Consider the following 21,261-nt stretch of genomic DNA (forward strand, 5'->3'; position numbering starts at 1 on the left):
TTCCCCGCGGAACCGGGAGTTTGCTTCAGAGTTTGGTTCTATGTGAGGAGCTTGGCACCAGCGCTCCCGGGCTCGGGATCGGGGATGAATATTCATTCAAAGGCGCACGATCTGGGGATCAACCTGGACTTTGTCGACGGACTAGGACGTCGTCATCTCCTGGATTCTGATCGACTGCGTCCCATTGTCGATGGTTTGCCATCGCCTCCGCGCCGTCGTTTCCTGAAACAACCCGTGGTCATCGTTCCCAGCGGGAAGGATTTCTGCGTGCCGGTCGGGTCTGAGGCGAACGGAATTCCCTGGCGGCTCGTAGAGCGTCATACCGTGGTCGCACAAGGATGTACGTCTGCGGCTAAGATCGATCTCCCGAGCCGGATTGCGGTCGGGACTTATCGACTGGAACTCCAAAGTGACAACGGCGGCACTATCGATTCAACTCCGGTGCTGGTCACACCCGAAAGGACCTATCAAGGCTCGTTCGAGCGCGCCTGGATCCTGTCTGTTCAGCTGTACGCGCTGATATCGTCGCGCAACTGGGGCATCGGCGACTTCACCGATCTGGCATCGCTGATCGAACTGACCTCGGATTGGGGCTGCCATGGCATCGGTCTCAATCCGCTTCATGCTCTGTTCGACGATCGTCCACGCGAATGCAGTCCCTATGCACCGAACAGCCGCCTGTTTCTCAATCCGCTTTATGTCGATCCCGAGCGGTTGCCGAATTTTTCGCGCGCGTGGCTACAACGACGCCGTGAACAGCTCGATCGGGTCCGGGAAAGCGAAGTTGTCGATTACGCGGCCGTCGCCGAACTGAAACTCGCCGCGTTCCAGCATGCCTTTTCGAGGTTTCGACGAGATGAGGCAGCGCAGGCCGCGTTCGACATCTTCAGGAAGGAGAGGGGAGATCTGTTGAAACGATACGCCTGCTTCGAGGTGTTGCGGCGACAGTTTGGTCCATCGCCCTGGTGGTTGTGGCCGGACGAGTGGCGTCGCCCGACTGATGCTGGAATTCAAGCCGTATCCAGCGGCCCGCAGCGCGAGGAAGTGAAGTTCGTCGAGTTCATGCAATGGTGCGCGGCGTCCCAGCTACAGTCATGCGCCGATCTTGCCGCTGAACGCGGAATGGCGGTGGGGCTTTATCTGGATGTCGCCGTCGGTGTGCAAGCTAGCGGATTCGACGCCTGGAATGAGCAGAACTCCATTTCTCGCACGCTCTCGGTTGGGGCGCCACCCGATCAGCTCAATACGGCGGGGCAGGATTGGGGATTGGCGGGATTCAATGCCGCTGGCCTTGAGGCGAGCGACTTCACGCCGTTTCGAGAGATGCTGCACGCTTCCATGCGTTTCGCGGGCGCCATACGGCTGGATCATGTGCTCGGTCTCAGCCGCCTCTACCTGATACCGGCAGGGGCGTCGCCCGTGCAGGGAGCATATGTTGAGATGCCGTTGCAGGCGCTGCTCGGCGTTATCGCGCAAGAGAGCGTCAGCCAGCGCTGCATCATCATCGGCGAGGATCTTGGAACGGTACCGGATGGCTTTCGTGACAAGCTCGCTGATTGGGGGGTGTGGTCCTGCAAGGTGATGATGTTCGAACGGGGCAGCGATGGTGCTTTCATCGAGGCGTCAAAGTATGCCGAGAACGCGCTCGTCACATTCACGACGCATGACCTTGCATCCTTTGCCGGCTGGCAAACGCATTCCGATCTCAGGGTCAAGCGGGAACTCGGGATCGATCCCGGTGAAACCGATGAGGAGCGGACGGATGCGCGCCATGCGTTCGAGTGGAAGCTTGGCGAAGAGCATATCGCAACGAAGAATTTTCTCGGAGCCGTGGAATTTCTTGCCCGGACACCGTCCCGCATTCTCGCGATCGCCCTTGACGACCTGATCGAACTGCGGGATCAGCCGAATATTCCCGGTACATTGAATGAGCATCCCAACTGGCGGAGACGAATTCCGGTCAGGTTGGAAGATCTGGGCCGAAGCATTGACCTCGACGCGCTTCGACACGCACTCCGTGGCCGCTGCAACGGTGCTCACGATAATCCCTGATTCTTCAATAACGCCGCTATGGTCCGGAATGGTGAGCGATGAGCCGTAGCGAAACAATGCAGTCTGAGCGGCTCAGGGATAGCCGTGCAGCATCAGCCGGTCCGCGCGAACCTCCCAACTCTCGAGCCGGTTGAGAAAGCTCATTCCCAGAAGGTTGGCTTTCATCTGGCCGCGCGGCACCACGAGCGCAGGCACGGATCGCTCGACAAGCTTCCCGACTGCGAGTCTGTCGAGCGTCAGGCGCGCAGCGCGCGCCCGCCCGCCGACGGTCTCGACATCGACATCGTATTTCAGAAGTTCCAGCGGTAAGCCAGCAGCCTTCGCCGTTTCATAGGTGAGGACCACCGACGTTGCGCCGGTGTCAATGATCATGGGCGTCTTCACGCCGTTGATCTTTGCATGCAGCATAAAATCGCCGCTCTGTGTCCGAGGAATCTGGACGCTCCGTGGAGGGCCCGCGGCGACCTCGCGCAGCATCGTCGAAACCAGGTTTCCCGCAGCCGAGATTCGGGCAGGATCTCCATAGGCAACCACCGCTCCGGCGGTCGCGGCCAGCATTCCAATCACAAGGAGGATGCGGATCACGACGCACCTGCGACGTTGCCGGTTGAGCCCGGAGGCGAGCAACTTTGCGGGCTGCGGCCCGCGGCGCTTTCATATTCATTCGCGGCCATGAAAACCATCTCGTTTGCGTTCGCAAGCCTCGCAGTCGTTCGAGTCGGCGTCATACTCTAAGACCCGTGCCGGCATTCATGATCGGTTTGTTCCGCTGGCGGCGTCTTTCGTCGGTTGTGTGATCGCCAGCTTGGGCGGGTTGAAGCGGCGGACCTTCCTCCGCCATGGGCGCCAGAGCAGACATCACGCGTTCCGGCGGAAAGGTGACGATCACCTCCGTGCCGACGCGAAGCTTTGATCTCAGCGTGAACGTACCGCCATGCATGTCGATAAGGCTCTTGGCGATAGGCAAGCCGAGTCCCGCGCCTTGCTCCGCGGATTTGATCGAATTCGATCCTTGCCCGAATGATGCGAGCACGATCGGGATCTCGTCTTCCGCGATTCCCGAGCCGTTGTCCTTCACACTGAGGTATTGCCCGCCTGAAGCCGTCCATCCGGCTTTAAGCCAGATCTCCCCGCCTTGTGGCGTGAACTTGATTGCGTTCGACAACAGATTGAGCACGATCTGGCGCGTGGCGCGCTCGTCACCCCAGATCCGAGGCATGCCTTGTTCGAATACCTCATGAATTGTGATGCCGCGGTTGGAAGCTCGCAGCTTCAGCAGGTGGTGACATTCGGTCACGACATGGACCAGAGACACGGCTTCTTCGTTGAGTTCGTAACGGCCGGCTTCGATCCGCGATAGATCGAGAATCTCGTTGATCAAATTCAGGAGGTGAACGCCTGAGTTATGAATGTCCGCCGAATAGGATTTGTAAACCGCAACCGCGTGCTCGCCGAAAATCTCGCTCTTCATGACCTCGGAAAACCCGAGAATGGCATTCAGCGGCGTCCGTAGTTCGTGACTCATTTGAGCCAGAAACCGCGACTTTGCGACGTTGGCTGACTCCGCGCGATGCCGCGCTTCGTCCGAAATCGCCTTGGCCTGTTCGAGTTCGCCGATCAGGGCGTCCTTTTCCGCCCGCGCCTCGAGCGTCGCCAGCGTCGTGGAATGCAGGCGATGCGCGAGCAATGCGAAGAAGCCTTCCGCGGTCAGCGTCAGGATGGCAAGGATATAGTTGTTGAAGCTGCCGCCCATCGCGAATTTGAATGCGATGGCCGAGGTCACGGGGGCGGTCGCGGCGAGAGCGGCAATCGGCAGACTGGCGGAGAGCATGCTCGATACCGCCACGACCAGCAGCATCAGGAACATCATCAGGGTGTTCGTGACCGGATCCGAGCCGGCGGGATGTACCAGAATTGTCGTCCAGCACAGGCCGTACAAAAGATCGAACAAAATGAAACGTGCGCGCCATTTGCGCGTGCTGGCGGCCGATGATGGCTCCTTGAGATAACCCTTGCAGTTGTAGATGATGACCGCGTGAATGCAGAGCATTCCGAACGTCCATGCCGCCGCGGCGGCAGGCGCCATCCAGAAACCGAAGAGTACGCCTGTCGCAACCAGAAGCAGCATCACGACAAAGGATGCCGACAGGCGTGTTTGCGCATATTGCCGGAGCAGTTCGTGATCGAATGCCGGCCGGGTTCCGCTGGTGGAAGTCAGGCGGTCGCGTGCCTCCCGGACCCGCTGCGTGGTGGCGCGGCGATGACGTGCGGATGGTACAATCGCGGGAGCGGCCGGAAGCTCGACGACTTCAGGTTTATCGGCGGGGGTACTCATCAACCAGACACAAATCCTGCACGCGGCCGCACGAGTCGTTACTGGTTCATTTCTCGCGCCAAATCCTTAAGGGCGGCCTTAAAAAGCAGGATTATTCGGTTAACGGAGCGCTAATTCCTCATCGATACCACGGTGATCGACCGGGGGCAGGGACCGCAGATTTACCAGACGTTAACGTTCGAGGCGCGCCAGAAGGCTGGACGTGTCCCAGCGAGATCCGCCCATCTTCTCGACTTCCGCGTAGAAGGCATCCACGAGGCTTGTGACCGGCAGGCTCGCGCCGTTGCGGCGGGCCTCGGAAATGCAGATCGAAAGGTCCTTGCGCATCCATTCGACCGCGAAGCCGAAATCGAACTTGCCTTCGCTCATCGTCCTGGAGTGGTTCTCCATCTGCCAGGATTGCGCGGCGCCCTTCGAGATCACTTCGACGACGGCATTGACATCGAGCCCCGCCTTTTTAGCGAAGTGAATGCCTTCCGACAATCCCTCGATGAGACCGGCAATGCAGATCTGATTGACCATCTTGGTCAATTGACCGGCACCGGCGGGACCGAGCCGTTTGCACATCCTGGCATAGGCCGCGATGATCGGTTCGGCGCGGGTATAGGCGTCCTCCGCTCCGCCGCACATCACGGTCAGAAGGCCGTTCTCGGCGCCGGCCTGGCCCCCGGAGACCGGGGCGTCCAAGAAGCCGAAACCGCGCCGGGTTGCTTCGGCGTCAAGCTCGCGTGCGACCTGAGCGGAAGCGGTCGTATGATCGACGAACACGGCTCCCGGCTTCATTCCGGCAAAGGCGCCGCCTGCGCCGATTGTGACCGCGCGCAGGTCGTCGTCGTTGCCGACGCAGGCCATCACGAAATCCTGGCCTTCGGCAGCCGATTCTGGCGTCGCCGCGGTTCGTCCGCCGAATTTCTCGGCCCATGCGTCGGCCTTGGCCGGCGTTCGATTGAATACGGTCACCTCGTGGCCGCCCTTTGCCACGAGGTGTCCTGCCATGGGAAACCCCATGACGCCGAGACCGAGAAATGCGACTTTAGCCATGACCGAGCCTTGTTCGAAATCCTGAGGAATCGCTGAATTAAAAGCGGGTGAGCGTGTCCTGATGACTATAGCGGTTTCGCGCGAAGTGGACACCGGGCTTCGCGTGAAGAAAACGCGTCAAATCAAGATCTCAGAGCCCTGCCTCTGATTCCATCAGAAGCGAAGAGGATCTAGAGTAGGGTGGGATAAATTTTGGGGGCCTGACAAGGGAGCGCGCGACATGAGCGTTGGAATGCTCGATCATTTCAATATCCGTACCCGCAAACTTGCCGAGACGGTCCGATTTTACGAGGAGGTTCTCGGTCTAACGAAGGGGGATCGGCCCGATTTCGCGTTTCCGGGCGCCTGGCTCTATAGCGAGGGCAAGCCGGTGGTTCACCTCGTTGACATCGCTCCGACATCCGAGCCGCAAAAGCCGGATTCCGGCGTCGTTCATCACATCGCCTTTGCAAGCCGCGATTACAGGGGCATGAAACAGCGGCTTGAGACCAAGGGATTCGCTTTCAAGGCGCGCGAGGTCCCCGGTGGCCTCATCTGGCAGATTTTCGTCAGCGACCCGAACGGGGTTTTGATCGAGCTCAACTATGACGCTGTCGCCGAGGGGGGTTGACTTCCAGGTCCTGACTGGATTGCTACGGCCTTGGACTCCAGCCCGTTGCCCAAGGTCCGCCATCTGGATTGTCTACGGTCAGCGGACCGGTTGCGGGGTCCGCCATGTCTAACCTGTTCCTGAGATAAAATGCGCGTATCCGGAGAGGCGGCTTGAACGTAACACCGCAGCAAGTTCTCGATCGGTTGGCCGGCGTGCTCTCTCCCGGCGGCGTGGCGTTGACCGCCGCCGGGGTACTCTCGGAAATTGCCATCAACGGTGACAAGGTATTTTTCTCTATCAGCGTCGAGGCAAAGGAGATCAATGCCTGGGAGGCGGTTCGCGTCAATGCGCAGGCGGCCGTGCGCGAAATTCCGGGAGTGTCGGCTGTGATGGTCGCTCTGACGGCCGAACGCACGCCTGGCGCCGCCGCTGCAGGTTTGCCGCCGCGGTCCGAGCAAGGGATTCCGCACGTGTCGACACGCCGATCGCCACAACATCCTGCCCCGAATTCGCCGATGGCGCGGCAGGCGGATATTCCCGGAGTAGCAGCCGTTGTTGCCGTTGCGTCAGGCAAGGGTGGTGTCGGCAAGTCGACCACCTCGCTCAATCTCGCGCTGGGGCTGCGGGATTCCGGTTTACGTGTCGGTCTGCTCGATGCGGATATCTATGGACCCTCAGTTCCGCGACTGACCGGTATTCGCGAGAAGCCGCAATTGACGGACGACAAGAAGATCGTGCCGATCGAGCGGTTTGGCCTTGCCATCATGTCGGTCGGGTTCCTTATCGAGGAAGAAAGTGCGGTGATCTGGCGCGGTCCGATGGTGACCTCTGCGATCAGGCAAATGCTGCGAGATGTGGTCTGGGGCGACCTCGACGTTCTGATCGTGGACATGCCGCCGGGGACCGGCGATGCTCAATTGACGCTGGCTCAGAATGTGCCGCTCAAAGGCGCCGTCATCGTTTCGACGCCGCAGGATCTGTCATTGATCGACGCAAGGCGCGGACTGGCCATGTTCAGAAAAGTCAGCGTGCCGGTTTTCGGCATCATCGAGAATATGAGCTTCTTTCAGTGCCCCCATTGTGGGACGCGAAGTGATATCTTTGGCCATGGGGGTGCGCGCCACGAGGCGGAGAGGCTGGGAGTTCCGTTTCTGGGCGAAGTCCCGCTTCATATGTCGATCCGCGAGACTTCCGATTCCGGTCATCCTGTGGTCGAGAGCGAACCTGACGGGCCGCATGCTGCGATCTATCGCGCGATTGCCGAAAGCATTCGCGACCGGCTCCACGACGCGACGCCTGAGGTTCAATGATCTCTTCCCGTGATTTGCCATTGCGCCGCGGCAGAAGGCTTGCGGATCCTAGAGCATTATCGCTTCTGATTGAATCAGAAGCGAAGCTCTATGATATTGATTTGACGCGTTTTCTTCACGCGAACCGGTATCCACTTCGCTCGAAAGCGCTCTAGAATCAAAGTAGAAGTTTCCAGTTTGGGGTTTGACCTTCATCTGTGGGGTTCGCTTGCATGACAAGCATGAAGATCAAGCTCGCTCCGCCATAGCTTTCTCTGGAAGCTCAAGAAGGATCGTCATAAGGGGTGCCTCATGAAACGTCGTGATTTTTTGAAAGGTTCGGCAGCCGGGGCCGCTGCCTCGGCCATAGCCTCGCCGGCGATTGCGCAATCGGCGCCCGAGATCAAATGGCGCATGACGTCAAGCTTTCCCAAATCGCTCGACACGATCTACGGAACGGCCGCGGTCTTTGCAAAGCAGGTCGCCGAAATGACCGATAATAAATTCCAGATCCAGCTCTTCGCGGCCGGAGAGATCGTTCCCGCATTGCAGGCGCTCGACGCGACGGCCAACAATACGGTCGAGATGAGTCACACCGCTTCGTACTATTATGTCGGAAAGGATCCCACCTTCGCGATCTTCGCGTCCGTTCCGTTCGGGCTCAATGCGCGTCAGCAGAATTCCTGGCTGTTTCAGGGCGGCGGCAATGAACTTGCGGACGAGTTCTTCAAGAAATTCGGCGTCATCGGACTTCCGTGCGGCAACACCGGCACACAGATGGGCGGTTGGTTTCGCAAGGAGATCAAGACCGTGGCTGATCTGTCGGGCCTCAAGATGCGGATCGGCGGCATTGCCGGTCAGGTCTTGCAGAAAGTCGGCGTGATCCCGCAGCAGCTTGCCGGGGGCGACGTTTATCCTTCGCTTGAGAAAGGTACGATCGACGCGGCCGAATGGGTCGGACCCTACGACGATGAAAAACTCGGTCTTCAGAAGGTCGCCAAGTATTATTATTATCCCGGTTTCTGGGAGGGCGGGCCGACGCTTCATGCATTCTGCAATCTCGAGAAGTGGAACACGTTGCCAAAGACCTATCAGTCGATACTGGTGAACGCGGCGGCTGCGGCCAATACCTGGATGACAGCTCGCTACGACATGCAGAATCCGACCGCCCTCAAGCGGCTCGTCGCGGGTGGTACGCAACTCCGGCCGTTCAGTCACGACGTTCTCGATGCTTGCCTGAAAGCCACGAACGAGTTGTGGAGTGAAATTTCGGCGAGCAACACGGACTTCAAGAAAACGATCGATGCGATGCAGGCCTATCGATCGGACGAATATTTGTGGTGGCAGGTGGCGGAGTACACCTACGACACCTTCATGATTCGATCGCGGACGCGGGGCTGATTGCAATGCGGCGCTATGTGATTTTGACGCGGCTATTGCCGGTTGGTCGGGACCGGTCCGAAATCAAGCGGCGCGACATCGATGGTAGGAATCTCGATCTTGATGTTGTCGAGGTCGACGGCTGTCGATTTACCAAGCAGGCCTGTCACGGTCGCGGGGAACGCGATCACGAGAATGACCATGATGATCTGCAATCCAATCCATGGCACCGCGCCCCAGTAAATGTCTGAGCTCTTGACCTCTCGCGGGGCCACGCCGCGCAGGTAGAACAGTGCGAAGCCGAATGGAGGGTGGAGAAACGAAGTCTGCATGTTGACGCAGATCATGACGCCGAACCAGATCAGCGCCGCGTCTGCGCCGACGACGGGAGCGAGAACTTTCTGGGCCACGGGGGCGAGCATCGGCAGAATGATGAAGGCGATCTCGAAGAAGTCGAGGAAGAACGCCAGGAAGAAGATGAAGGCATTTATGAAGATGAGAAAGCCCCATACGCCGCCCGGCAGCGATGTCAGCAGATGCTCCAGCCATTCTCCGCCGGAGACTCCGAGAAACACCACCGAGAAGCAGGTCGAGCCGATCAGAATGAACGTCACCATGGTGGTGAGGCGCATCGTCGATTGATAGCCCTGCCGGATGAGGTCGCGAAGCGTGGGGATGCGGACCGCTTCCAGACAAATCCACACGACCGCGAGATAGGTGACGGCGAACGCGATCTTGAAGACCAATCCCTCGGTCACGAAAATTCCCACGAGTGTTCCGATGCCGCCGGTGATCGCGCCGATGATCAGGAGTTTTCGGCCGGTGCTGCTGAAGTCCTTGTGGTGAATGGTCGCCAGCACGATCGCGCCGACGGCGCCCATCGCGCCCGCTTCCGTCGGTGTCGCAAGCCCCAGCATCATGGTGCCGAGCACGACGAAGATCAGGACGGCGGAGGGGATGATGCCCATCAGGCATTTGCGCCAAAGCGGCCAGCCGGTGAGCGTTCGAAACTCCTTCGGCACCGGCGGGACATGATCGGGCTTGAAGAGGCCGAGCAGGAAAGTGTAGCCGGCGAACAGCATGATCTGGAATAGCGACGGACCCCAGGCGCCGAGATACATGTCGCCGACCGATTTTCCGAGCTGATCGGCCAGAACGATCAGAACCAGCGAGGGCGGAACAAGTTGAGTGATGGTGCCGGATGCCGCCAGCACGCCTGTGATGTAGCGAATGTTGTAGCCGTAGCGCATCATCACGGGCATCGAGATCAGCGCCATGGCGATCACCTGCGCGGCGACCGTGCCGGTGATGGCGCCGAGGATGAATCCGACAAGGATGACCGAATATCCGAGGCCGCCGCGGATGGGTCCAAACAGTTGGCCCATCGAGTCGAGCATGTCTTCCGCGAGGCCGCAGCGCTCCAGCACCGATCCCATGAACGTGAAAAAGGGGATCGCGAGCAGCAGCTCGTTGGACAGCACGCCTCCGAACACGCGCCCCGGTATGGCCTGAAGGAAATTAAGGTCGAAGAAGCCAAGATGGATCGCAAGGAATCCGAACGAGAGTCCCACCGCGGCCAGCGTGAAGGCGACCGGAAAGCCGATCAACATCGCCAGAACCAGGCCGCCGAACATCATCGGCGGCATCATTTCCAGCGTGATCATTGAGTCGGTCTCTCGTAATTCGCTTGGATCGTGACAAGGCCCCGTAGCGCCGCGACCCGTTTGATCACTTCCGAGATCCCTTGAATCGCGAGCATGACGAATCCGAGCGGGATGACGAGCTTGATCGGCCAGCGGATGAGACCGCCTGCATTCCCGGATACTTCACCGATTGCATAGGACTGCATGAAGAAGGGCCAGGACAGGTAGCTGAGCAACAGGCAGGCCGGAATGAGAAAGAAGAGGGTTCCGATGAGATCGAGCCAGAGTCTGCCGCGATCGGACAGGATCAGATAGAAAATCTCGACCCGGACGTGTTCGTTGCGTTTGAAGGTATAGGATGCGCCGAACATCACGAGGATGGCGAACATGTACCATTGCAGTTCGAGCCAGCTGTTCGAGCTGTAGCCGAACGCATATCGGATCATTGCATTGCCGGCGCTCACCAGCACGGCAAGCAGCACCAGGATATTGCATACGTATCCGACCTTTTCATTGAGCCGGTCGATGGCTGTGCTGAGGGCCAGTAACAGACGCATCAGTTTCTCCTGGCGGCAGCCGACCGTGATTGCTGAAGCCTGCTCGGAGCCCGAGCATCTCTCCGAGGCCGTGCCAGTGGTCGCTTGTCTCAGAGTGTGAAATACAGCAGCCTGTCAGACGCTGGCTACATGAAGATCGTCGCACCATTCCAATGCTACGTCGCCGCCGTCAACCGGGCCTTTGATGTTTTGCGGTGTGAAGGATCGTCGGATTGTTGTGACGTGTCGAGCGAAGCCGGCGCTCGGGTTTGGCCCGAGGCTGGATGACGGTTCGGTTCGCGTGACGACGATGCGTCAGGTCAGGATCACGAGGCGCTGCTTCTCATTTCGCCAGGCCGGTTGCGCCAGCATGAGCTTCGGGAATATGGCGGTGGGGCGGGCCAACGTCCGAATTCGCTACCCGCCGGTTACGCTCATGTGGCGGCTTACGCTCGGGCGGTTGTGACGGTCGATGATAAAATCGTGGCCTTTCGGCTTGAGACCGATGGCGCGATCGATCGTCTCATACAGCAGTTCGTCGGTGGGCGACGCGCGAAGCGGCCGGCGCAGATCGGAAGCGTCTTCGTGTCCGAGGCAGGTATGCAGGGTGCCCGTGCAGGTGATGCGGACGCGGTTGCAGGACTCACAGAAATTATGGGTCATCGGCGTGATGAAGCCCAGCTTGCCGCCGGTCTCGCTGATCCGAACGTAGCGGGCGGGGCCGCCTGTACTGTCGTCGAGGTCGGTGAGGGTGTATTGGCCTTCGAGCCGCGCGCGCAGCATGGAGAGCGGCAGATACTGATCGGCGCGGGATGTGCCGATATCGCCCATCGGCATGACCTCGATAAGGGTCAGCGCCATGTCTCGGCTGTGCGCCCATTCCATCAGGGATGGAATTTCGTCCTCGTTCAGGTTTTTGAGCGCGACCGCATTGATCTTGACGGCGAGGCCCGCAGCTTGCGCGGCGTCAATGCCTGCCATGACCTTCTGGATGTCGCCCCATCGCGTGATCTCGCGAAACCTGGCGGGGTCGAGCGTATCGAGCGATACGTTGATCCGTTTTACGCCGCAATCCTTAAGCTCTTTGGCGAAGCGAACCAGTTGCGATCCGTTTGTCGTGAGCGTCAGCTCCTTCAGCGCTCCTGACTCGAGATGGCGAGACAGGGAGCGGATCAGCGACATGACGTTGCGGCGGACCAGCGGTTCGCCGCCGGTCAGCCGTAGCTTGCGCACGCCCTTGGCGACGAAAGCCGAGCACAGACGATCCAACTCTTCCAGCGTGAGCAGATCAGCCTTCGGCAAGAAGGTCATGTCCTCGGACATGCAATAAAAGCAGCGAAGGTCGCAGCGATCCGTGACGGACACGCGCAAATAGCTGATGCTTCGGCCGAACGGGTCGACCATTTTCCGGGAGCCCGAGGTCTCGGCGGGGGCAGAACAACCGGTCATTTAACTAGCCTTGTTGTAACGGCGTATGAAGTATTTGTTTCTTTTCTAATGTAAGCGTGTTCTGGCCGGGGCACAATGTGCCGGCTTTGCTGCGGTGCGCAAGAAATCCATGAAGATTAACGCGCGCGAGCATAGCCAGGAACGGTGCGTGATCGTGGAAGCGTGGCGAACCGCCGCACCCGTCGCTTCGCCGAGGCGTGGAACGGGGGAACGGTCCGTCCTTGGCATTCTGGGCCCGCCTGATTCCGGGCCAATGAATCAGCCGGCCGCGTTCAGCGTGGCGGCTTGCAGTACGGCGATGGCCTCCGGCAATTCCCTCATGTGGCTGATCACGCGATCGGGTTTGAGTTCTGCGACCGGGACCTCGGTATAACCGAAGGTAACCCCGATAACGGGGATACCAGCCCGGCGCGCAACTCCTATGTCGGGACCGGCATCGCCGACCATGATGGCGGCCCGCGGGCTTCCGCCCGCGCGCGCGATGGTTTGCCGCAAGATCGCGGGATCCGGCTTGGCCACGCCGAAGGTATCACCGCCGCAGATTGCGGAAAACCGCGAACTCAACCCCAGCTGGTCGAGCAGCAGCTTGGCAAGCGCTTCCAGCTTGTTGGTGCAGACCGCGAAACTGAATCCCCGCGCCGACAACTCATCGAGCGCCTCGAGAAGTCCCTCAAACGGTCGGGATTCGTCAGCGATATGTGCCGTATAGTAGTCGATGAAGTCGCCCATCATTCGCGTCACTTCATCCGGCGTCGCGGAACGATCCTCATGCTCAAGGCCGCGTTCGATCATGCGGCGAACTCCCGCGCCGATCATGGAGCGGGCTGTCGGCAATGACACCGTGCGCAGGCCTTCGCGATCCAGGACGAAGTTGAGCGCGGCGGCGAGATCGGGCGCGGTATCGACCAGCGTCCCGTCGAGGTCGAACACGACCATGGGGGGAGGGGAGGATATCATGATGCTGGATCGGTATCCGCCTCCCGCCGGACATGCAAGGGTGAAGTGCGGATATGGTCGGGAGCCCTGATCTTGCCCCTGGCCTTTCCGCTTCGTGTTTTCTTCACGCGAACCGCGTATGCCACCCGAAACAGTTCAAGGACTTGCCTGGCTCGAAATCGCCGGCAATCCGAAAAAATTTTTGTGCGGAGTGGGGAGTTCGCTTGACCGGGCCCTTATCGGCTGCAAAGCGAACGTCTCAACCATATCGAAAATGCCTCGCCAGCCGGAGCGGGGTCGCAAATCGAGGTCCTCATGACGATGGATGCATTGAAAAGACAGGCTGCGGCGCGTGCCCTTGAGTATGTCGAGGATGGCATGAGGCTGGGGCTGGGGACGGGATCCACCGCCAGGCACTTTGTCGAGCTTCTGGGCGAGCGCGTGCGCGACGGGTTGAAGGTTGTCGGCGTGCCGACCTCAGAAGCCACGCGCGCCGACGCGGAGCGGTGCGGCGTTCCTCTCACCACCCTGGACGACCTCGACAGGCTCGATCTGACGGTCGATGGCGCCGACGAAATCGATCCTGATCTCAATCTGACCAAGGGTGGCGGCGGGGCGCTGCTGCGCGAGAAAATTGTGGCGGCCGCGTCGGACCGCATGATCGTGATCGCGGATGAGACGAAGTGGGTGGCGGGGCTAGGCCGCTTTCCCCTGCCGATCGAAGTCATTCCGTTCGGGCTCGCCGCGACGCGGCGCGCGATCACCGAGGTATTTGCAAAAGCCGGCGTTTCCGGTGAACTGGCCGTCAGAAAGCGACCGGATGGCCATGCTTTCGTCACCGATGGCGGCCACTGGATTTTCGATGCCCATCTTGGGCAGATACCCGATGCAACCTATCTGGCCGGACTGTTGAACCCTATACCTGGCGTCGTCGAGCACGGCCTTTTCATCGGCCTCGCCCGCGTGGCGATGCTGGCCGGCGCGCAGGGAATTCGTATTGTCGAGCGGCCATAGCGCCGCAATGAGGAGAATTGAGATGAGGGGACTTTCCAGATTTCTGCCTGCAAGATTTCTCCCTGCAGCTTGTCTTGCCGTGGCGCTGGCGCTTCCAGCCGTTGCGCAGGCTCAGCAGGCCGGCCAGCCATCACCCGCCGCCATCGCTTCGGCCAAGGAGCTTCTGAACTTGAAGAACGCGGCCGGGATGTACGCGAATGCCGTTCCGGGCATCGTCGAGCGGACCAAGAATACGCTGCTTCAATCCAACCTGAACTATCAGAAAGATCTCAATGAGGTTGCGCTCGTCGTGGCCAAGTCGCTGGCCGGCCGTGAAAAGGAAATAGGCGACGGCATGGCGAAGATCTATGCCGGCCATTTCACGGAGCAGGAGTTGAAGGACCTCGTCACGTTCTACAAGTCGCCGCTCGGGAAAAAGCTGATCGCGCAGGAGCCCAAGGCGATCGAGGCGAGCATGGGATATATGAACCAGTGGGCGCAGCAGTTCGCGAGCGTCGTCAATGGCGAGTTTCGCGCGGAGATGCGCAAGCGCGGCAAGGAAATCTGATCTCGATAGAGCTGGGGCATGGCTGGTTTCGATGTCGATCTGTTCGTCATAGGCGGCGGTTCTGGCGGGGTGCGCGCCGCGCGCATCGCCGCCGGATATGGCGCGCGCGTCATGGTCGCCGAAGAATACCGGATGGGCGGGACCTGCGTGATCCGGGGGTGCGTGCCGAAGAAGCTGTTGGTCTACGGCTCCCATATTCGCCACGACATCGAAGATGCCGCCGGTTTTGGCTGGTCGATTCCGTCCGCAACGTTCGACTGGCCGACGCTGATCGCCAACAAGGACAAGGAGATCGCCCGTCTCGAAGCGGCCTATACCGCGACTCTGGAGAAGGCCGGCGTTCAAATCACGAGGTCACGGGCAGTATTTGAGGATGCGCACACGCTCCGGCTCACGACCGGCGAGACCATCCGTGCGAAGCATGTGCTGATCGCGACGGGCGGCCGGCCCAATCAAGGACCTGCCATTCCGGGCATCGAGCATGTGATCTCTTCCAACGAGGCGTTCCATCTTCAGGAACTGCCGAAGCGAATTGCGATTCAGGGGGGCGGGTATATCGCGCTCGAGTTCGCCTGCATCTTTGCCGGGTTCGGCAGCGATGTGACCCTGATCTATCGCGGGGACAATATCCTGCGCGGTTTCGACGATGACGTCCGCGCCCATGTTCGCGCGGAAATGGAGAAGAGCGGCATCACGATCCTGACGGACTGCACTGTCGAGGGGGTCGATCGGCACGGCGATGATTTCACGTCCCATTTATCGACCGGGTCGAGCGTTGCGTCCGATCAGGTGCTGTTCGCGATCGGCCGGCATCCGAACGTCGCCAATCTGGGACTTGAGAAGGCGGGCGTCGCCATCAACCCGGAGAACGGCGGCATAGCAGTCGACGGCTTCTCGCGGACGAACGTGCCGCACATCTATGCGGTCGGCGATGTCACGCATCGCTTCAACCTGACGCCGGTCGCGATTCGCGAGGGGCATGCGTTCGCGGATTCGGTGTTCGGAAACAAGCCGACGCGCGTGGATCATGCGGACATCCCCACCGCCGTGTTTTCGCAGCCTGAAGTCGGAACGGTCGGCCTGACAGAAGCGCAGGCGAGGGCGGAGTATGCTGTCGATATCTACAAGGCGACGTTCCGCCCGCTGAAGGCGACGTTATCGGGCCGCGATACGCGCATGCTGATGAAACTGGTGGTGGACGCCACGACGGATCGCGTACTCGGTTGTCATATCGTCGGCGACGGCGCGGCCGAGATGACGCAGGTGGTGGGCATCGCGATCAGGATGAAGGCCACCAAGGCCGATTTCGACGCGACCATGGCGCTGCATCCGACCGCGGCTGAAGAACTTGTGACAATGCGGACGCGAACCGCTCACTATGCCCGTGAGGCAGCCGAGTGATGCTGCCCTGAAGAGGGGGACCGGTTTCGGAAGGCGGCGAATCCGAACTGCGCCTGAGCTATCGGCGCACACGAAGAAGCGATGATAAATTTCTTGTTATGTTTCAGTAACTTGATCCATAAAATATCCTGTCAACTGGCGCGACGGGGTTTGCCCATGTATATAGCGTGAACCGTCGCTCCGTTTAAGCAAGCGGCGGTCTTTCCTCAGGAGTTAATCTCATGTCCGAGCGGTGGACACCCGATAGCTGGCGCACCAAGCCCGTGCAGCAGGTTCCGGTCTATCCGGATCCGAAGGCACTGGGCGACGTCGAGGCACAGCTTGCGACGTTTCCGCCGCTGGTATTTGCAGGTGAGGCGCGCAACCTGAAGAAGGCGCTCGCCCGAGTCGCCAACGGTGAGGCGTTTCTGCTGCAGGGCGGCGACTGCGCCGAGAGCTTCGCCGAGCATGGCGCCAACAACATCCGCGACTTCTTCCGTGTGCTGCTGCAAATGGCGGTGGTGCTGACCTATGCCGGCGCATTGCCGGTGGTGAAGGTCGGCCGCATTGCCGGGCAGTTCGCCAAGCCGCGCTCGTCTCCGATGGAGAAGGTCGGCGGTGTCGAATTGCCGAGCTATCGCGGCGACATCGTCAACGACATCGCCTTCACCGAGCAGTCGCGGGTCCCGGATCCGCATCGCCAGATCATGGCCTACCGGCAATCGGCGGCGACGCTGAACCTGTTGCGCGCCTTCGCGACCGGCGGGTTCGCCAATCTCGGCAGCGTGCATCAGTGGATGCTCGGTTTCCTGAAGGACTCCCAGCAGTCGCGCCGCTACAAGGAACTCGCCGATCGCATCTCCGACGCGCTCAATTTCATGCGCGCCTGTGGGCTCAACCTTGAAAGCCACCCGGAACTGCGGTCGACCGACATCTATACCAGTCACGAGGCGCTGCTGCTCGGCTACGAGCAGGCCTTGACGCGGGTCGATTCGACGACCGGCGACTGGTACGCGACCTCCGGCCATTTCATCTGGGTCGGCGATCGTACTCGGCAGCTTGATCATGGCCACGTTGAATATCTCCGCGGCATCAAGAATCCGATCGGCTTGAAGTGCGGCCCGTCGCTCAAGCCTGATGAACTCATGAAACTGATCGATGCGCTGAATCCCGACAATGAACCGGGACGCCTGACGCTTATCGGCCGCTTCGGCTCGGATAAGGTGGCCGATTATCTGCCGCAACTGATCCGTACGGTGAAGCGCGAGGGCCGCGTTGTCGTGTGGTCGTGCGATCCGATGCACGGCAACACCATCACGTCGACGAGCGGCTACAAGACCCGCCCGTTCGATCGCATCCTGTCGGAGGTCAAGTCGTTCTTCAGCATTCATGCCGCCGAGGGCACGCACGCCGGCGGCGTTCATCTGGAGATGACCGGGCAGAACGTCACCGAGTGCATCGGCGGCGCGCGCGCGATCAAGGACGAGGACCTCAACGGTCGCTATCACACCGTCTGCGATCCGCGCCTGAATGCCGAGCAGTCGATCGACATGGCGTTCCTGATTGCCGAATTGCTCAGTGACGATCGTGAAGGAAAGGTCAAACCGATCCCGGCGGTCTCCGGTTTCTGAGGCTCCGCGTCTTCCGGACGCCAGAACCTTTCCGCTTCTGATGGAATCAGAAGCGGACTCCATGATTTTGATTTGACGCGTTTTCTTCACGCGAACCGTTGTCCGCTTCGCTTGAAAACGCTCGAACCGGTGGGCCAATTCGCGGGAAACCGCTATAAGCGCGCCAGATGACAGCAAGGCGAGGCTGGCGGGTAAAAAGCGTCCATGACCGAAACAACCTTCAAGATCACGCTCGGCCAATTGAATCCGGCGGTCGGAGACATCGCCGGCAATGCGGCCAAGGCCCGCGCCGCGCGCGCTCAGGCGAAGGCCGATGGCGCCGCGCTGGTGGCGCTTCCGGAATTGTTCATCGCCGGCTATCCGCCTGAGGATCTGGTTCTGAGGCCGGCATTTCAGGCCGCCTGCCGCGAGGCGATCGAAGCTCTCGCGCGTGAGACCAGCGATGGCGGTCCGGCCATGCTGATCGGCACCCCATGGGTCGATGACGGCAAGCTCTACAATGCCTATGCGTTGCTGGACGAGGGGCGGGTCGCGGCGCTCCGCTTCAAGGTCAATCTGCCGAACTACGGCGTGTTCGACGAAAAACGCGTGTTCGCGCGGGGACCGGTCGGAGGACCATTGAAGATTCGGGGCGTGCGGATCGGCGTGCCGATCTGCGAAGATACCTGGGTCGAGGAATCCGCCGAGTACGAGAACGTCGTCGAATGCCTCGCTGAAACCGGCGCGGAAATTCTCGTCGTTCCCAATGGGTCGCCCTATGCGAAGGGCAAGAGCGACATCAGGCTGTCGATCTCGGTCGCGCGCGTGACCGAGAGCGATCTCCCGCTGGTCTACCTCAATCAGGTCGGCGGCCAGGATGAACTGGTATTCGACGGCGCTTCTTTCGTGCTGAACGCCGATCGCTCGCTGGCGGCGCAGCTTCCCTGTTTCGAGGAAAGCGTCGTGACCCTGCAATGGGCCAGGTCTGCCGAGGGGTGGCGCTGCACCGGACCGGTGGCGCCGCAGATCGACGGCGACAAGGCCGACTATGCCGCCTGCGTGCTGGGGTTGCGCGACTATGTCCGGAAGAACGGCTTTCCCGGCGTTCTGCTTGGCGTGTCCGGCGGAATCGACTCGGCCTTGTGCGCGGCCATCGCGGTCGACGCCCTCGGGGCCGAGCAGGTCCGCGGCGTCATGCTGCCGTTCCGCTTCACGGCGCAGGTCTCGCTCGACGATGCGGCAAGGCTCGCGACGGCGCTCGGCATTCGCTACGATGTGCTGCCGATCGCGCCGGCGGTGAACGGTTTCGAGGAGATTCTCTCCGGCGTGTTCGCGGGGACGCCTCGCGATATTACCGAGGAGAACCTGCAATCCCGCGCTCGCGGCACGCTTCTGATGGCGATGTCCAACAAGCTCGGTGCGATGGTCGTGACCACCGGCAACAAGTCGGAAATGTCGGTGGGTTACGCTACGCTGTACGGCGATATGAACGGCGGCTTCAATCCGATCAAGGATATCTACAAGACCGAGGTGTTCCGGATGGCAAGCCTGCGCAACGCGTGGAAGCCGGATGGCGCGCTCGGCCCATCGGGTGAGGTGATCCCGCCCGGCATCATCACGCGGCCGCCGACGGCTGAGTTGCGCGAAGGCCAGCTGGATCAGGATTCGCTGCCGCCTTACGATCTGCTCGACGCGATTCTCGAGCGGCTGGTCGAGCGGGAGGAACCGCTCGCGGCGATCGTCGCGGAAGGGTTCGACCACGACGTGGTCGTGCGCATCGATCGCCTGCTGAACGCCGCCGAGTACAAGCGCCGGCAGGCGGCGCCGGGTGTCAAGGTCACGCGCCGGAATTTCGGCCGCGACCGTCGCTATCCGATCACCAACCGGTTTCGCGATTCCGGAAAATCATTGCCGGCGCCGGATGAGACCCTCGTTTCCCGCGCCAGCCGAAGCTCCGCCGAAGCCTTTCAGGAATGATGGACCAGGGATGACGGGCGAATTGGAGCATCGGACCCGAAAGTGGGAACCGGTTTCGGGATAAATCCAATGCTCAATCAACTAACTGGAGCGGCGGCGCTGATTCGATTTGACCGGCCGCCGCTCTAGAGGCTTTCCGTTTCTGATGGAATCAGAAGCGAGGCTCTATAATCCTGTTTCAACGCGTTTTCTTCACGCGAACAGGCATCCACTTCGCTCGGAAGTGCAATAACCGGAACTCCAACCCGTTCTACCGCGCGGGTATGAACGTTGGCCCCACCGAACGGATCGGTTTGTTCGACGGTGTCGAGGCGGTGGGGGTCGCATCCGCGGGGGGGCTCCGGGGCGCATCGGTTGTCGCGGCCGAATCCTTCTTTTGCGAATCTCTGTCGCGGGTCGGCTGTGACATCTTCCGGGCGCCGTCTTCCGTGACGATGATGTCACCCTGCTGGGCGGCTGTAGCCTTGTCGTCGAGTCCCTTCAACGCCTCCGCCCATGTCTGGCCCGCCGCCTTGCAAGAGCACGACGGATTGAACTCCTGACGGTACCGAAATGCGTTCGGCAATGAGGAGTAAGGCTGTCCGCTGGTCGAGACCGCCTGATTCATGTCCTCGCCGGGATTGCGATACGCGTAGAGCGCGGCCTCTGTCGCGGGGCAAAGGTTCTTGCAGGTCCGCTCGTCGTCGGGAAACCGGCTCGGAACGGTCGCGAACGAGATCGGAAAATAAAAACCGTCGCATGAACGCACACAGACGGTCCGATAGGTTCCGGATTGCGCGCCGGAATCGGCCGGCGGCAGGATTGTCGGATTCTCGGAATGGTTGCCGAACAGGTCATCGAAGAAGGAGCCCTGATTCCGCGCCGCCGCGGCATATTGCGGGCCGCAGTTGTTCTGTGCCAGCGCGATCAGCACGGAGCGGCGCTGACTGTCGCGATCCGGGCCGGCGCTGCCGGCTCTCAGCCGCTCCAGGCTGGTGGTGATCTGCTCGAGGTTGGTCCGCATGCGCTGGATCTGGTGGGTGATCGGGCCGCATTGCGCCGATTGCGCGTTGAACAGCTGGAAGAAACCTGAGCTGTCGCAGCCCATGCGGTTTGCCTGCGCGATGACCCGTTCGAGTTCCGCCTGTTGCCGGCCCGCCGCTTCCTCGTAGCGCCGGATCTGTCCGGCTCGCGCCGGATCGCCGCCGCCGCGGTCGATGCTTGCGAGTTGCGCCTCGAGCCGAGGGCAAATCGGATTGGTCCCTGGCGGGCCGCCCTGCGCTCGAGCATCGGCAGCAGCGCCCGCGATGCCGGCGGCGCAAGCCAGAATTCGCATCGTGCGGGCAAACAACGAGTCAGGCATGATCCGCCATCAAAGCGATCCCTGAGCGATTCGGCAAATTGACATTACGAAGAGGGATCGTCTTCCGAACACAGATGCGTCCATCGCAGTGATTTTAGACGCAATCCAGGGAAGGCATGATTGCGTCGCGAGACGCTG

At 60.7% G+C, this 21,261-nt stretch carries 17 protein-coding genes; 9 read left to right on the top strand and 8 right to left on the bottom strand.

What is annotated here, in order from left to right; genetic code table 11:
• The first annotated feature begins 84 nt into the window (after positions 1 to 84).
• Entirely contained in the window at positions 85 to 2,052 is a 1,968-nt protein-coding gene (malQ, locus tag ACMYR2_RS07405; RefSeq protein WP_347263275.1) for a 4-alpha-glucanotransferase, read from the top strand.
• Positions 2,053 to 2,124: 72 nt separating this feature from the next.
• On the opposite strand, the gene ACMYR2_RS07410 is transcribed toward malQ, so the two are convergent.
• From ACMYR2_RS07410 to ACMYR2_RS07420, 3 genes are all read right to left on the bottom strand, one after another.
• On the bottom strand, positions 2,125 to 2,637 hold the full coding sequence (locus tag ACMYR2_RS07410; RefSeq protein ID WP_347263276.1) for a TIGR02281 family clan AA aspartic protease: 513 nt from the start codon (positions 2,635 to 2,637) through the stop codon (positions 2,125 to 2,127).
• Positions 2,638 to 2,776: 139 nt separating this feature from the next.
• A complete protein-coding gene (locus tag ACMYR2_RS07415) occupies positions 2,777 to 4,387 on the bottom strand; it encodes a HAMP domain-containing sensor histidine kinase (RefSeq protein WP_347263277.1) in 1,611 nt (536 codons plus the stop codon).
• 171 nt (positions 4,388 to 4,558) lie between these two features.
• On the bottom strand, positions 4,559 to 5,428 hold the full coding sequence (locus ACMYR2_RS07420; RefSeq protein ID WP_347263278.1) for an NAD(P)-dependent oxidoreductase: 870 nt from the start codon (positions 5,426 to 5,428) through the stop codon (positions 4,559 to 4,561).
• A 220-nt stretch (positions 5,429 to 5,648) separates the two neighbouring features.
• Here ACMYR2_RS07420 and ACMYR2_RS07425 point away from each other — a divergent pair, with 220 nt between their 5' ends.
• The 3 genes from ACMYR2_RS07425 to ACMYR2_RS07435 all read left to right on the top strand — a co-directional run bounded on the left by ACMYR2_RS07425 (position 5,649) and on the right by ACMYR2_RS07435 (position 8,710).
• Positions 5,649 to 6,038 carry a VOC family protein gene (locus tag ACMYR2_RS07425; protein ID WP_347263279.1) on the top strand — a complete coding sequence of 130 codons (390 nt, stop codon included), beginning with the start codon at positions 5,649 to 5,651 and terminating at the stop codon, positions 6,036 to 6,038.
• A gap of 152 nt (positions 6,039 to 6,190) precedes the next feature.
• A complete protein-coding gene (locus ACMYR2_RS07430; protein WP_347263280.1) occupies positions 6,191 to 7,330 on the top strand; it encodes an Mrp/NBP35 family ATP-binding protein in 1,140 nt (379 codons plus the stop codon).
• Positions 7,331 to 7,621: 291 nt separating this feature from the next.
• Positions 7,622 to 8,710 (top strand): TRAP transporter substrate-binding protein, encoded by a 1,089-nt coding sequence (locus tag ACMYR2_RS07435; RefSeq protein WP_347263281.1) that lies wholly within the window; start codon positions 7,622 to 7,624, stop codon positions 8,708 to 8,710.
• Positions 8,711 to 8,742: 32 nt separating this feature from the next.
• Here the strand turns inward: ACMYR2_RS07435 and ACMYR2_RS07440 are convergent, their stop codons facing one another.
• The 4 genes from ACMYR2_RS07440 to ACMYR2_RS07455 form a co-directional block, all read right to left on the bottom strand.
• Positions 8,743 to 10,353 carry a TRAP transporter large permease gene (locus ACMYR2_RS07440; protein ID WP_347263282.1) on the bottom strand — a complete coding sequence of 537 codons (1,611 nt, stop codon included), beginning with the start codon at positions 10,351 to 10,353 and terminating at the stop codon, positions 8,743 to 8,745.
• Positions 10,350 to 10,889, bottom strand: a complete 540-nt coding sequence (locus ACMYR2_RS07445) for a TRAP transporter small permease subunit (protein WP_347263283.1) — start codon at positions 10,887 to 10,889, stop codon at positions 10,350 to 10,352. The genes ACMYR2_RS07440 and ACMYR2_RS07445 overlap by 4 nt, the downstream gene beginning before the upstream one ends.
• A gap of 396 nt (positions 10,890 to 11,285) precedes the next feature.
• Positions 11,286 to 12,317 (bottom strand): GTP 3',8-cyclase MoaA, encoded by a 1,032-nt coding sequence (gene moaA / locus ACMYR2_RS07450; protein WP_347263284.1) that lies wholly within the window; start codon positions 12,315 to 12,317, stop codon positions 11,286 to 11,288.
• Positions 12,318 to 12,575: 258 nt separating this feature from the next.
• Positions 12,576 to 13,253, bottom strand: coding sequence for an HAD-IA family hydrolase (locus tag ACMYR2_RS07455; RefSeq protein WP_416194076.1), 678 nt, complete (start codon positions 13,251 to 13,253; stop codon positions 12,576 to 12,578).
• A 315-nt stretch (positions 13,254 to 13,568) separates the two neighbouring features.
• Between ACMYR2_RS07455 and rpiA the strand changes: the two genes are divergently transcribed.
• The 5 genes from rpiA to ACMYR2_RS07480 all read left to right on the top strand — a co-directional run bounded on the left by rpiA (position 13,569) and on the right by ACMYR2_RS07480 (position 19,781).
• Positions 13,569 to 14,267 (top strand): ribose-5-phosphate isomerase RpiA, encoded by a 699-nt coding sequence (rpiA, locus tag ACMYR2_RS07460; RefSeq protein ID WP_347263286.1) that lies wholly within the window; start codon positions 13,569 to 13,571, stop codon positions 14,265 to 14,267.
• 22 nt (positions 14,268 to 14,289) lie between these two features.
• A complete protein-coding gene (locus ACMYR2_RS07465; RefSeq protein WP_347263287.1) occupies positions 14,290 to 14,814 on the top strand; it encodes a DUF2059 domain-containing protein in 525 nt (174 codons plus the stop codon).
• An 18-nt stretch (positions 14,815 to 14,832) separates the two neighbouring features.
• Positions 14,833 to 16,215, top strand: coding sequence for a glutathione-disulfide reductase (gene gor, locus ACMYR2_RS07470; RefSeq protein WP_347263288.1), 1,383 nt, complete (start codon positions 14,833 to 14,835; stop codon positions 16,213 to 16,215).
• A gap of 221 nt (positions 16,216 to 16,436) precedes the next feature.
• A complete protein-coding gene (locus ACMYR2_RS07475; protein WP_347263289.1) occupies positions 16,437 to 17,825 on the top strand; it encodes a class II 3-deoxy-7-phosphoheptulonate synthase in 1,389 nt (462 codons plus the stop codon).
• A 204-nt stretch (positions 17,826 to 18,029) separates the two neighbouring features.
• Positions 18,030 to 19,781 carry an NAD+ synthase gene (locus ACMYR2_RS07480; protein WP_347263290.1) on the top strand — a complete coding sequence of 584 codons (1,752 nt, stop codon included), beginning with the start codon at positions 18,030 to 18,032 and terminating at the stop codon, positions 19,779 to 19,781.
• A gap of 250 nt (positions 19,782 to 20,031) precedes the next feature.
• On the opposite strand, the gene ACMYR2_RS07485 is transcribed toward ACMYR2_RS07480, so the two are convergent.
• Positions 20,032 to 21,123 (bottom strand): DUF2865 domain-containing protein, encoded by a 1,092-nt coding sequence (locus tag ACMYR2_RS07485; protein ID WP_347263291.1) that lies wholly within the window; start codon positions 21,121 to 21,123, stop codon positions 20,032 to 20,034.
• Positions 21,124 to 21,261 lie beyond the last annotated feature (138 nt).

The sequence above is a fragment of the Nitrobacter sp. TKz-YC01 genome (assembly GCF_047824785.1).
Taxonomy (GTDB): domain Bacteria; phylum Pseudomonadota; class Alphaproteobacteria; order Rhizobiales; family Xanthobacteraceae; genus Nitrobacter.